At 39.2% G+C, this 13,817-nt stretch carries 14 protein-coding genes; 8 read left to right on the top strand and 6 right to left on the bottom strand.

All coding sequences use genetic code 11. The features are described from left to right. The first annotated feature begins 12 nt into the window (after positions 1-12). The 6 genes from mltB (at position 13) to AC07U8_RS06300 (ending at position 6,608) form a co-directional block, all read left to right on the top strand. Positions 13-1,014 carry a lytic murein transglycosylase B gene (gene mltB / locus AC07U8_RS06325; protein ID WP_004820018.1) on the top strand — a complete coding sequence of 334 codons (1,002 nt, stop codon included), beginning with the start codon at positions 13-15 and terminating at the stop codon, positions 1,012-1,014. A gap of 284 nt (positions 1,015-1,298) precedes the next feature. Next, positions 1,299-1,910, top strand: coding sequence for a septal ring lytic transglycosylase RlpA family protein (locus AC07U8_RS06320; protein WP_004722011.1), 612 nt, complete (start codon positions 1,299-1,301; stop codon positions 1,908-1,910). Between the two features lie 218 nt (positions 1,911-2,128). Beyond that, positions 2,129-3,292, top strand: a complete 1,164-nt coding sequence (locus AC07U8_RS06315) for an MFS transporter (RefSeq protein ID WP_494737536.1) — start codon at positions 2,129-2,131, stop codon at positions 3,290-3,292. 163 nt (positions 3,293-3,455) lie between these two features. Continuing rightward, a complete protein-coding gene (locus tag AC07U8_RS06310) occupies positions 3,456-5,243 on the top strand; it encodes an amidohydrolase (protein WP_494737535.1) in 1,788 nt (595 codons plus the stop codon). Positions 5,244-5,272: 29 nt separating this feature from the next. Further along, positions 5,273-6,043: a DUF4850 domain-containing protein gene (locus AC07U8_RS06305; protein ID WP_494737534.1), complete on the top strand. Its 771-nt coding sequence runs from the start codon at positions 5,273-5,275 to the stop codon at positions 6,041-6,043. 118 nt (positions 6,044-6,161) lie between these two features. Continuing rightward, complete coding sequence (locus AC07U8_RS06300) at positions 6,162-6,608, top strand: Mpo1 family 2-hydroxy fatty acid dioxygenase (RefSeq protein WP_494737533.1); 447 nt, start codon at positions 6,162-6,164, stop codon at positions 6,606-6,608. Between the two features lie 50 nt (positions 6,609-6,658). Here AC07U8_RS06300 and AC07U8_RS06295 read toward each other — a convergent pair whose 3' ends face one another. The 6 genes from AC07U8_RS06295 to rpsB all read right to left on the bottom strand — a co-directional run bounded on the left by AC07U8_RS06295 (position 6,659) and on the right by rpsB (position 11,280). After that, positions 6,659-6,973, bottom strand: coding sequence for an AzlD domain-containing protein (locus tag AC07U8_RS06295; protein ID WP_494737532.1), 315 nt, complete (start codon positions 6,971-6,973; stop codon positions 6,659-6,661). Beyond that, on the bottom strand, positions 6,970-7,716 hold the full coding sequence (locus tag AC07U8_RS06290) for an AzlC family ABC transporter permease (RefSeq protein WP_244015432.1): 747 nt from the start codon (positions 7,714-7,716) through the stop codon (positions 6,970-6,972). The genes AC07U8_RS06295 and AC07U8_RS06290 overlap by 4 nt, the downstream gene beginning before the upstream one ends. Positions 7,717-7,837: 121 nt before the next feature. Next, a complete protein-coding gene (locus AC07U8_RS06285; protein ID WP_004722023.1) occupies positions 7,838-8,659 on the bottom strand; it encodes an AraC family transcriptional regulator in 822 nt (273 codons plus the stop codon). Between the two features lie 136 nt (positions 8,660-8,795). Next, positions 8,796-9,356, bottom strand: coding sequence for a DUF3465 domain-containing protein (locus AC07U8_RS06280; protein WP_270386178.1), 561 nt, complete (start codon positions 9,354-9,356; stop codon positions 8,796-8,798). Between the two features lie 156 nt (positions 9,357-9,512). Continuing rightward, complete coding sequence (gene tsf / locus AC07U8_RS06275) at positions 9,513-10,388, bottom strand: translation elongation factor Ts (RefSeq protein WP_004722025.1); 876 nt, start codon at positions 10,386-10,388, stop codon at positions 9,513-9,515. Positions 10,389-10,527: 139 nt separating this feature from the next. Further along, a complete protein-coding gene (gene rpsB / locus AC07U8_RS06270) occupies positions 10,528-11,280 on the bottom strand; it encodes a 30S ribosomal protein S2 (protein WP_004722027.1) in 753 nt (250 codons plus the stop codon). Positions 11,281-11,499: 219 nt separating this feature from the next. Here rpsB and map point away from each other — a divergent pair, with 219 nt between their 5' ends. Continuing rightward, positions 11,500-12,327 (top strand): type I methionyl aminopeptidase, encoded by an 828-nt coding sequence (gene map, locus AC07U8_RS06265; protein ID WP_004722029.1) that lies wholly within the window; start codon positions 11,500-11,502, stop codon positions 12,325-12,327. Between the two features lie 329 nt (positions 12,328-12,656). Beyond that, on the top strand, positions 12,657-13,793 hold the full coding sequence (locus AC07U8_RS06260) for an OmpW family outer membrane protein (protein WP_004820002.1): 1,137 nt from the start codon (positions 12,657-12,659) through the stop codon (positions 13,791-13,793). The last annotated feature ends 24 nt before the right edge of the window (positions 13,794-13,817 follow it).

The following is a 13,817-nucleotide window of genomic DNA, read 5'->3' as shown; positions in this document are numbered from 1 at the left end:
GAAATATAACCTATGTTTACTTTTGGGCTTTTACAGAAGGTTAAAAACATCACTTTTTGTGCAGCTGCATTTTCACTGACCAGTTTCTGCCAAGCCAATGATTTTGCCAGCAACCCTGAATACAATAATTTTAAAGCCAAAACCATGCAAACCTATGGTTTAAGTAGCGAACAAATTGATTGGGCAATGAACGGCTCACGCAATTTACCCAATATCATCAGCATTATGGAACGACCAGGTGAAAGTAAGCCTTGGTATCAGTACAAAACTAATTTTTTAGCTGAAGGCACCATCCAACGTGGTGTACGTTTTAAACAACAATATGCAGATACACTAAATCGCGCAGAACAGCAGTTTGGGGTGCCTCAAGCGATCATCCTAGGCATTCTAGGGGTCGAAACAGGTTATGGCTCAAATAAGGGCTCCTTTATCACCCGTGATGCACTTGCAACCCTCGGTTTTGGTTATCCCCGCCGTGCGCAATATTTCCAAGATGAGTTGGGTGCTTTAATTGCATGGTCATATAAAGATGGCGTTCCAACCAATTCGATTGTTGGGTCTTATGCAGGTGCAGTAGGTTATCCGCAATTTATGCCAAGTAATGTGTCTAAATTTGGCGTGGATTACGATGGAAATGGTCATGTTGACTTACGTAACTCTGCTGTCGATGCGATTGGTTCAATTGCCAACTATCTGGCTCAACATGGCTGGCAGCGTGATCGCCCTATTGCGTTTTTAGCGCGTTATACAGGCAACAATCCTGAGGCGGTTATTGCAAAAGATTTAACTCAGCCTGTTCCCTATGGATCACTTAAAAATTTAGGGATTTCTCCATTAAATCCAATCGTCAAAATTGATGACTTAGATTTGGTTAATGTGATTCAATTACAGGACAGCAATGGCCCTATTTATTATATTACTTATCCTAATTTTCAAGTGATTACGACATATAATAGAAGCCGTATGTATGCCACTGCTTTATGGCTTTTAGGCACCGAAATTGTAAGTCGTTAAGACTTGCAATTTCCCAAACAATAAATAAGTCAAGATTTTTTTATGTTAATTTGATCACATTTAATACTTTTTCACACCTTGTTACAATATTGGTTATTTTTTAATCAAAACCTGTAAGAATTTGTCCTTTTTGTAACTGTTTCTTAAATAATGCTAGACACATTTATTCCAGCTTGAATATTATCCTTTCCGTTAAATGCAGTTGCACAAGTGAATTTACAGACCTCTATGGTTAATTTTCAGCGACTTAGAAAGTTAAAATTGAGGTTCCAAGGAGTTAAACGATGCATGCTTCACTAAAATATATGATGGCCCTGACCATGGGTCTGAGTATGACGCAAGTCAACTCAGAAATGGTTCAGTCATCATACTTAAACAATGATTCGGATAGTTCGAGTCTAGCTTCTCGTGTGATTAGCAAAGATTCAACAAATTTCAACTCTCATTTTTCAAACCTAAACAGTTTGTCAATTACTGAACGTTCTGGCGATCAAGTCCGTCGTCAAACTATTGCAGCAAAGATTCAAGTTCCTGAAGATGAGCCTTCAGTAATTGATAAACTTAATGAAGTTGCTTCAAACACAGTTCGCAAATTTAGCCAAACTGGTGTTGCATCTTGGTACGGTCGTCAGTTCCACGGCCGTAAAACCGCAAGCGGTGATACATTCGATATGAATGATTTGACTGCTGCACACCGTAGCTTGCCATTAAACTGCTTTATTCGTGTAACCAATAAAGACAATGGTAAAAGCGTAGTGGTTAAAGTCAACGATCGTGGTCCTTTCCATGGTAACCGTGTACTTGACCTCTCTTACGGCGCTGCTAAGCGTTTAGGTATTACAAATTCAGGAACAGCACGCGTTAATATTGAACGCGTAGATGGTCCAAACTCGTAAATCACTGCATGCATTTAACAAAAGCCACTTTCCAGTGGCTTTTTTATTATAAAAATAAAAATATAGATGTCCGAATTGCCCCCTTAACTTTCCAGTTATGCCCCTTTTCTTTCAATGCATTCCAGATAAAATAAAATGTGAGTCGATACAGGATGTATCACTAAACAGAAAACGAAAACCGAAGTTTAAATTCTAAAAGTAAAAAAAGTGAGCCATGCATGGACGTGAACAGCAATACCCCAAACTTCGCGCATACATCCCTCAGCAAAACCCAAAAAGTAATCGCACTTGGTTTTGCCGCGCAAGGCTTGGGTTATGCCAGCGTCATGACCGCGCTTCCCACAATCAAAAGCCGATTCAGACTTTCAGATGATCAACTGTCAATTATTATCCTTGGTGTCTGTATTGCAGCAGCACTGGGTTCTATTTTGGCAGATCGACTTGCTGTGAAACTAGGTTCAAGGCTTGCAATTGTCATTGGCTTGCTATTTGAAGCCATCGGTATTGCAATTGCAGCATTTAGTCCCAGTGTCATGATCATGGTCGCTAGTTTTTTACTTTATGGGCTTGGACTCGGATGTTTAGACGCTGCATTGAATATGCAAGCTGTCATGATGGAACAAAAACTTGGGAAAAGCGCCTTGGGCGGTTTCTTTGCCTGTTATACCGCTGCAGCTTTCCTTGGCGCGTTAATCATGTCTGCGACAGTTTCAACTACACTTGGGGCAACAGCGGCATTGTGCATTGCTGTCACGATATGTTTGATTACATCGCAAGTGTCAAAACGTTGGTTATTTCAACAAAAAGAAAATGCTGCCCTACATCCTCAACAACGATCACCAATTCCGCATAAACAATTGCTTATTTTTGGTGTGATCATTCTCATCGCCTTTACTGTCGATTCAGCAATCAGCACGTGGAGTTCAATTTATCTTAAAGATATTTTAGCAAGCTCAGCCACAGTCGCCCCATTGGGTTATGCCGCATACCAAATGGGTATTTTACTCACCCGTTTAAGTCTGGATTATCTTTTAAAATTTAAAAGCGCTGCATGGGTTGCCTTGATCACAACGCTGATTGGTGCAACAGGCTGTGCCATAGCTGGCTTAGGGCATTCATTGGCGATTGTCATTGCCGGTTTTGCACTGGCTGGTGTTGCGGTAGGCGCATTAGTCCCGCTGACATTTTCAGCAGCAGGTCGTTTAGATGAAAATCGACGCGATGAAATTATCGCACGGGTGAATATTTTTAATTATGGCGGGGCTGTAGCAGGAGCTGTAATTGTTGGCTTACTTGCTGCTCCTATCGGTTATGGTCCCTCATTTATTGGTTTAGCACTGGCGCTGTTATCTGTGATTTATTTTAGAAAAAGATTTATTTAGGCTGTATATAAATAAAAAATCGTTTAGGATAAATCAAGATCATTGCTCAAATACAAAACACTTATCATTTTTTAAACACATATCAAACCTATACGCAGATCAAAATCTTTGCTAGTTTGAATAAAATAAACAATATTTAATAAAACAAATTTGGGGATTATTCATGTTTCAAATCAGTAGCCCATCAAAACTTGTCCGTGCAATTGCACCCATCATCTGCGTAATTGGCCTTGGTTCGCTTAGCGCATGTACCACAGTATCTCCAACAAACACGAATACAACCGCTGATCTTGCAACATTGACGCAAACAAACACGCTATTTTACGGTGGCTCAATTTTAACCATGCAAGGCATGTCACCCCATTATGTCGAAGCGCTACTGGTCAAGGATGGAAGAATTGTCTTTGCAGGTGATTTAAAACAAGCGCAAAAATTAAAACAAAAAAATACCCAAGAGGTTAACTTAAACCGTCATACCCTGCTGCCTGGTTTTATTGATGCGCATAGCCATTTAAATAGTGTCGGTCTACAGCAAACTGTGGCAAATCTCTACCCTACGCCCGATGGTAACGTTTCAGATATTGCATCATTGATTCGTGAACTTTCATTATGGCAACAAAACAATCCTGACTTTATCAAAGCAACCTCAGGTTGGATTATTGGAAATGGTTATGATGATGCCCAAATTAAAGAAAAACGGCATCCTACAGCAGATGATTTAGACTTGGTTTCCACCAATCACCCGATTATTGTTTTACATCAGTCCGGACACTTAGCCTCTGTCAATCATAAGGCTCTTGAACTTTTAAACATCAATAAAAATACACCCAATCCAACTGGCGGGATTATTCGTCGTAAAGCAAATTCTCAAGAACCCAATGGTGTACTTGAAGAAGCTGCTGTTTTTTCAGCAATGGCAACTGCGTTTAGCAAAGTTCCACCTGAAATCATGCAAAATATGGCAAAAACAGCACTGAATACCTATATCAAAAATGGCTATACCACTGTACAAGAAGGTCGTGCAGATCATAGTACCGCTGAATTATGGCGAAGTTTTGCGGCCATCAATCAATTGAATATTGATGTCGTGGTTTATCCAGATATTATCAACGAAAAAGATTACATGCTGAAAAATGGCAGTAGTCTCAATTATCAAAATCATTTTAGAATTGGTGGGGTTAAAATCAGCTTAGATGGCTCCCCACAAGGCAAAACCGCATGGCTAACGCAGCCTTACTTCATCCCACCAGAGGGAAAACCTAAAGACTATCGTGGTTATCCAGCCTACCCAGATACAAAAATGGTTCAAGATGCAATTAATCTGGCTTATAAGAACCATTGGCAAATTCTTGCGCATGCCAATGGTGATGCTGCAATTGACCAATATCTCGCAACTATTGAGACAGCCAATGCACAATATGGCCAAGCAGATCGCCGCAATGTGATTATTCATGCGCAAACCATGCGTGAGGATCAATTAGATCAAGCCAAGAAATTAGGGCTTATTCCTTCGTTCTTCTCATTACATACTTACTACTGGGGCGATTGGCATAAACATGAAACGCTCGGCGCAGAACGTGCCAACCGAATTTCCCCTACAGGTTCTGCATTAAGAAAAAATATGATTTTTACTGAGCACCATGATGCTCCAGTCATCCCTCCTAAAAATATGATGGTGATTGATGCAACCGTCAATCGTACCACCCGTTCTGGAGATGTATTAGGTGAGGATCAAAAAGTCAGTCCTTATATTGCATTAAAATCAGTCACAGATTGGGCTGCATACCAATACTTTGAAGAAAAAGACAAAGGTACCTTAGAAAAAGGCAAATTGGCGGATCTTGTAGTGATAGATCAAGACCCATTAAAAGTGCCCACTCAAAAGATTAAAGACATCAAAATATTGGCAACTTACAAAGAAGGTCAATTGATTTATCAAAGTCCCCAATAAGGATCAGTAAAGGATAGTCGGGATAGGACATGCTCAATTCGAATTTTTTAATCATACTATTGGGCCTAAGTGGTTTTGCTTATGGAGATATCACTATTTTCAAAGCCACTTTTCCTGATCTAAAAACCAACCAAGCACCTCACCCACAACACCAGCTTGAAAAACTTCCTGCAACTACACTCAGCAATAATGTAACAGTGGATACCTATATTGCAGCAATTCCCAATCCTTTTAACGATACAGGATTCTACAAAGATGATGCCATCTGTAAGATCAACAATACCCAGCAAGTAAAATGTCAGTTCAGTTATACATTATCTGCGACTCAAGCAAAAAACTTTAAAATCATCTTACTGCCGGGTATTGGTCCTGTACTTGTCCCCCTATCATGGCAAGTGATCAGCACGGATATGGGACCTTCTGGCGTTGCGTATGCTGTGCTGGCAAGCCGTAAAAAAGATGAAGCCATCACCATTTATAATTCATCCGCGTGTGCTGGCTGTGCCATGCATAGCGCAAGTTTATATTTCCCCAATATCAAAAAGCTCAGTTTAGACAATGAATTTGGTGCCATTGAAGATAAAAACCATCTATTAAACATCGTCAAAGCCAATAAAAATAAAGTGTATTTTAGCTATCAAATTCCCAACTATCCCAACAAAACACATGGGATCGCCTATTATGCCGATGAAAGTGATGGCAACGATGTCACCAATTTTCAGGAAATCAAAGTCACAGTTAAACCAGAACATCAAACTTGGGCACGTGATATTTTAAATTTCTATCAGGCCACACATTGAAATACCCATGACCAGCACTTGGTTTTATTTAAAGCCGCTATTTTGACCAAAACATTATTCTGATTTATATTGTTTTCAGCAAAAATAAATATAGCCAACCACATGCATGGAGCGCCAAATGAAAACAATCACCGAATGGTTCGATGAATATAGCGCAAGTCATCAAAACAAAACCAATAAAGCCATCCATTGGGCTTGTGTTCCCGCGATTTTATTTGCCATCATTGGGATTCTTGCACATTTTAGTGCTTTGCTTACCGCTCTGCTTCTGGTTCTAACCCTCGTTTTCTATGCCCGTTTGGATATTGTTCTTGCTGTAGCAATGACCGCATTAATTGCAGTCATGGCATGGATCATTTACTTACTTCCTGTCGGTGTTGGTTTCTATATTGGAGTGTTTATCTTGGCTTGGATCGGTCAATTTTATGGTCACAAAGTCGAAGGTAAAAAGCCTTCTTTCTTTAAAGACCTTCAATTCCTCCTCATTGGCCCTGTATGGTGTATGGATGCCTATCTTGGTAAAGTACTACCCAAATGGAAAACTCGCCAGAAACTGGCTTTTTAGCGCAAATAAACCAGAGGGAAAATCCAATTTGGCTTTTCCCTCCATTTTTTTCAATTTAACAGATAAAATAACCCGTAAAAGCACAATAAACTTAAAGCTAAATTGACTAGAATTTTCTTAGAAATAAGTGCTAAAACAACACAGATCATTGCTGTTAAAAAATAGGCATCCAAAGGCAATGCACGCAATTGATCTCCACTAAAAAATACAATTGGTGCACAAATTGCAGTCAGCAAACATGGCGCCGAATACTGCAACATATTTCCAATCACACGAGGTAATTTCAGGGCGATTTTAGGTTCTAAGAAAAAGTAACGGTTAATCAATACAATGGCTGCCAAAGTTAACAATAAAGTCCATGTCATTTTGCTACGCCTATGTTTTTTACTCCGACGATCTTTGCCGTACACATTGCACTAAACATCCCCAAAATCCCGGATAGCACAATGCCCCCTTCAAATTGAAAATATTTAAAAATACAGGCAGATAGCAAGGTACACATAACACCTACCAAAGTTGCGCTATTTTTCACCATAGGCACAATAATCAAAATAAATACCGCAACAATTGAAAAATCTAAATGTAAGCTTTCTAAATTTGGAATTGATTTAGCCAGTACAATGCCCAACACACTAAATAGGCACCAAGCCAAATAAAAACACAGCCCAGCACCCAACAAATAAGCAAAGCTGCGTTGTTTATCTTTGCCAATACCGACAGCAAACAGTTCATCTGTCAGCAAGAAGCCAATTAATATACGTTGCTTAAACGGAAAACGACTGACATCTTGACGAAAATTAAGCGCATATATTAAATGCTGACTGGTTAAGAAAAATACCGTAATCATAATCGTCAAGGCCGATGCATGTGACATGACTAAACCTAAACTTACTAACTGTGCTGCACCTGCAAATACAACAGCGGACATTGAGAATGCTTGTGCAAAGCTTAATCCAGCATTGATTGCCATTGATCCAGCCAGAATACCCCAAGGCAGTACGGCAATAGATAAAGGTAAAATATCGACCACACCTTGGAAAAATGCCTTTTTATTTTGTTTAGACTTCGGCTCAATCTCGGCAGTATAAGATTCAAATTGATCACTCATTTGCAAAATCCAAATCTAAGAATTTAAGCAGTATCTTATAAATGCTCAGTGATCGCTTGAATGAAATTGCTATTTGGTCAGGAGCTGTAAACGTTTAAATGGCTATTCCCGGATACATTTATTAAATATTTAAGGTACTTAAATATTGAGAAGGTGTAACCCCGACTGCTTTTTTAAAATGCCGATTAAAATGACTTTGATCTGAAAAACCACTATTTTGGGCAGTCATTGCAATACTCTGACCTTGTTTTAATAATTGGCGCGCTTTCTGTAAACGGACCTGAACCAACCAGCTATGCGGTGGTAATCCCGTATATTTTTTAAATTCACGTAAAAAATGCCAAGGGCTTAATCCTACATATGTCGCCAAATCAGTGAGCGAATAATCATGCTCAGGAAAACTGCTTAATAAATCTTTGACTATTTCAACTTTCCGTTGTGCTTCTGGTAATTCAGCAGGTGTTAATTTGGCACGACCATAACGACTGATTAAGCGGGCTAAAGTGGATAAATACATACTCTCTTTTAGTAAAGTATTTTCTTTTTGTTCTAATAAATCAAAAAGTAAACAGAGTTGCTGTGCCAATCCAACATCTTGCACAACAGCTTGAGGGAACCACGGTACGCTATTTTTAACACTAAAAAAATCTTGCCCTGCATCTAATAACATTTCTGGCGTTGGATAAATTGCGCGATATTTCCAGCCTGACTCGACAGCAGATGAACCTGTATGAATTTCATCAGCATTGACTAATATAATGTCGCCCTTCGGTGCTGTATGTAACTGCCCAGTCCGATAAAAACTCTGTGCACCATCTTCAATCACACCAATACAATAACCTTCATGCACATGCTTTGAAAATTGCTTATGGTGATACTGTGCTTTTAATAACTCTAATCCACCCAATTCTTTTAGGTGAAAGTAGCTTGCCCACTCCTGCATTTTTTCTATTCAGACTTTTGATAATAATTTAAAAATAGCATGTTTATAAAAAGCGTATAGAACAAAATTGCTATCTATACGATTAGACATGGAAAATACAAAGATCTTTTGTGCACATAAGAAAACAACCAATAGATTACTGATAGGTTTTTCCATTATGTTTTAGCCAACCATCTTGATGACGACGCTTTGGATCATGGTGTGTCCAGTGCATTACGCCACCTTGATTGCTATATTCATATTCGCCAAAAAATTCGACAGTATCGCCTTTACGTAAATTATCGATACGGGGTGCTAAATCAATATTATGTGCAACCAATACAGTTAAGCCATTATCCAGTGCAAGAATAAATTTTTGATGACGTGAACCTTCATTATCATCACGCAACACGGCTTTTACTCGACCGATGGATTGTACTTGAACATTACTGAGTTTTGCATCATAGGCTTTTCGAATAACCTCAAGACCATTTTGATTTTGACTATTGGCAGACCGCTTATCTTTAAATTGGTTATCTTTACCCTGCTCATCCACATGCTGTGTATTGTCTTGTAAATGATTGTTTTGCTGATCGATCGATTCAACTTTAGAGGGTTCAGTTGTTTGATTTTTTTGTTGATTGAGATCAACACCCAGATAAGCTGCGACGATCACTGCAATTACAGCACCAATACCAAGTTGTGTTTTATTTGCCATAAAGTTTGAGTCTAATCAATGTTCATGGTGGAATTATAAAAGAATAATCTTTTAGATATGTATGAATTAATTCTTCTAAATCTACTTCAATTAAATTACAGACAAAAAAACCCCTCTAAAGAGGGGTTTTCAATAATTATACTCAGTGAGTAAAAATTATTTAGCAGCCGCTTGAGCAGCAGCAACTTCTTCTGCAAAGCTCATTTCAGCTTTCTTCTCAATACCTTCACCCACTTCGAAGCGAACGAATTGAGCTACAGTTGTTGCAGTCGCTTTCAATACTTCAGCAACTTTTTTGTCGTTGTCGATTACGTATTGTTGACGCTCAAGAACAACTTCGTTCAAGTATTTTTCAACTGAACCAGTCACCATTTTTTCAACGATGTTCGCTGGCTTACCAGATTCAATCGCTTTAGCTTCTGCAATTTCTTTCTCTTTCGCGATAAGATCAGCAGAAACATCTTCAGCAGTTACAGCAACTGGGTTGAACGCAGCAACGTGCATTGCAATACCTTTACCAGTTTCAGCAGAACCTGTGTAAGAAACAACAACACCGATTTTTAAACCGTGTTTGTAAACTGCAAGGTTTTCACCTTCAACAATTGCAGCACGACGAACTTGAATGTTTTCACCGATTTTTTGAACAAGCGCAATACGAGCTTCTTCAACAGTTGAACCATCTTCAAGTTTCAATTCAGCAATTTGAGCAGCATCAGTTACACCAGCAGCAAGTGCAGCAGCAGCAACTTTCGCAGAGAAACCAGCAAAGTTTTCGTCTTTAGCAACGAAGTCAGTTTGACAGTTTACTTCTAAAAGAATTGCTTTGTTACCTTCTTGAGCAATTGTGATCGCGCCATCAGCAGCAATGTTACCAGCTTTTTTAGCTGCTTTTGCTTGACCTGATTTACGAAGATTATCAATCGCTAATTCGATGTCACCGTCTGCTTCTGTTAATGCTTTTTTGCATTCCATCATTGCAAGACCAGTACGGTCACGTAATTCTTTTACCATGCTCGCAGTAACTGCAGTCATGTTGTTCTCCTAAATACGGTAGAATATGAATCTGTTCAACAAAAACGGCCCAAAGGTTCCTCTGGGCCGTTTTGCTTTCTCGACGCTCAATTTGTCATCATTTTAAATCACAAAAATGACAAGCTTGCGTCAAAACGCATTAAGCCTCAGGAGCTTCTTTCGCAGCTTCTTCGCCTTTAGCTTGAGCATTCGCTTGAGTTTGAGCGTATTCTTTACCAGCAAGAATTGCATCAGCCATTGCAGAAGCATAAAGTGTAACAGCACGGATCGCATCGTCATTACCAGGAATAACGAAATCTACGTTATCTGGGTTAGAGTTTGTATCAACGATACCGATTACTGGAATACCAAGGTTTTTAGCTTCTTTAATCGCGATTGCTTCGTGATCAACGTCGATGATGAACAATGCGTCAGGTAAACCACCCATGTTCTTAACACCGCCTAAAGAGCGTTCAAGTTTTTCCATTTCACGAGCGCGTTCTAATGCTTCACGTTTAGTAAGTTTAGCAAAAGTACCATCTTGTGATTGAGTTTGAAGATCTTTCAAACGGTTGATTGACTGACGAAGAGTTTTCCAGTTAGTCAACATACCACCCAACCAACGGTGATCAACATAAGGCTGACCAGCGCGTTGAGCTTGTTCACGAATGATGTTAGAAGCAGCACGTTTTGTACCAACGAACAATACTTTGTTCTTTTTGCTTGCTAGATTGTTAACAAAATTCAAAGCATCATTTAACGCAGGAACAGTATGTTCAAGGTTGATGATGTGAATACGGTTACGCGCACCAAAAATGTATTGACGCATTTTTGGGTTCCAGAAGCGAGTTTGGTGACCAAAGTGCGCGCCAGCTTGAAGAAGGTCGCGCATGCTTACGTTGTAATCTGCCATTTTCTTTACCTTAAAAGTTTGGGTTAGGCCTCCATATGTCCGCATTCTCCACCCTTTCAGGCACCCAGAGTAATGTGACGACATATGTGCGGATTTTTAAATTACCCTTATCAATATTTCCATAAACCATTCACAAAGAAAGTCACAGAAAGCATTTGATAAATTGGGCGGCTATTTATACCATAGTCACATACAAATTTCCAAAAGTTTTTAAAGATCATGAACAGTACTTACGAAGCACCACGTCGATTAATCAAAACCGCAGATGAAATTGAAAAGATGCGTGTTGCAGGTCGATTGGCTGCAGAAGTTTTGGATATGATCAAACCGCATATCAAACCAGGTGTCAGTACACTTGAATTGGATACGATTTGTCATGACTATATTGTCAACAAACAAGACGCTATACCTGCATGTTTAGGTTATGGCGCTGCACCTGGTCGCCCTGCATTCCAACATGTGATTTGTACCTCTGTAAATCATGTGGTATGTCACGGTATTCCATCTGCAAGTAAAATTTTAAAGAAAGGCGATATTCTCAATATTGACGTGACTGTGATCAAAGATGGTTATCACGGCGATACCAATATGATGTATGTGGTTGGTGGTGAAACATCGATTATTGCTGAACGTTTATGTAAAGTTGCTCAAGAAGCAATGTACCGTGGTATGGAAACGGTGAAACCGGGATCAACCATTGGTGATATTGGCGCAGCGATTCAAAAATATGTTGAATCAGAACGCTTTAGTGTGGTGCGTGAATATTGTGGTCATGGTATTGGTACAGTATTCCATGATGAGCCACAAGTCCTTCACTATGGTCAACCTAATTCAGGCATGGTTTTGGAAGAAGGTATGACCTTTACCATTGAACCAATGGTCAATGCGGGTGTTTGGCAAACACGTTTAATGGGTGATAAATGGACGGTGGTAACCAAAGACCATAGTCTTTCAGCTCAATACGAACATACCCTGCTGGTGACCAAAGACGGTGTAGAAGTTTTAACCGCACGCCCTGAAGAAGATCTATCTCGTTTTCAAAAATAACGAAAGTCATTGACTAAAATGACTTATGCTGCTTAACAAAAGGTCATATTTATATGGCCTTTTGTTATGGCTTGATTTTTTCCTTATCTGCCAAGTCAATGTTTTATGGTTATTTTTAACCGAGATCATGGCCTATTTTTAGCATGTAACATCATGACAACACGATTACAGTTGTATTACATTTATAAACTTATGATAAATAAAACATTAAAAAAAGAACATTCACTTAAAAAAAGCCTTTGTAAAGACTACATTAATTAACAGCAAAAACTTCTAATAATAAAAACGCATAAAAATTAGTATCAATTACGGACATGGAGTCCAAACCTATGAAAAAATCATTACTTTGCATCATGACCTCATGCATGACTTTACCGATGATGGCCCATGCAGATTCACCCTATTTTAGTCTGAAAGATGGTGATGGATTTAAACGCTTTTCTGTTTCAGCAGGTTGGCTACATGCAATGCCGCAAGGTAATCCCAATGGTGTAAACATCAATACCAGTGTTAAGAAAGGCGATTATGCGGTTGGTGATGTGCAACTTGACACTGTGACCAATGCAATTGCCAATACCGAAGAAGGTGCCGCCAAAAAAGAAAAGTTATTGGGTGTGGCAAAACTTGGTGAAACTTTAGGCTTAATTAAAAATGGAACATTAACCTCAAACATGAGTGGTAAAGCCAATATTACCAGTTTAGAAAGCTGGAATAATGCAGATGCAGGACTGAAAGCAGATAATGTTGATACCTTAGGGATCATGGCAAATTACTTCTTTACCGATAATATTTCATTGGAATTTAAAGCAGGTATTCCCCCTAAAGTTGATATTAAAGGACAAGGCCAAATTAATGCCCCTGTACTTGGTATTGCGACACCTGAAGGTAAACTGGATACACCGATCATTGGTGGAATTGCCAATGGCTTAATTAATGGCATTGGCGGTATTCCTTTAGATACACAAATCCCGATTACCAATTTAGAGCAATCGAAAAAAGCAGCATCTGCAACAGCATGGTTACCTGCTGCTGAAATACATTATCAATTTGGTAAATCTGGTGTAAATAAACTTAGACCTTATGTCGGCGTCGGTGTCATGTATGCGCATTTTACCAATGTAAAAATTGACTCTGGTATCAACAAAGATTTAATCGCTGCAGGCCATATGGTTCAAAATGTTCTTGATGGTCAGGCAGGTGCAGCATTAGAAGGCAAAACATCATCAGCTGATCCTCGCGTTAAAGTAAAAGCCGACGATGCTATAGCGCCTATGGCAACACTGGGTGCAACCTATGATTTTAATGATCGTTGGTTTGGAGTAGGCTCTGTCACTTATGCACCAATGAGTGGTGATGTCAAAATCACTGTCGTTGACAACAATACAGGGAAATCGCTCATCGGCGCTAAAACCAAAATTGATATTGATCCTCTGATTACTTATGTGGGTGTGGGTTATCGTTTCTAAAAGCTAAATTTATTTTCATTAAAA

This window comes from Acinetobacter sp. GW821-FHT01E09, from assembly GCF_059422385.1.
This window is presented reverse-complemented; position numbering and strand designations above follow the sequence as displayed.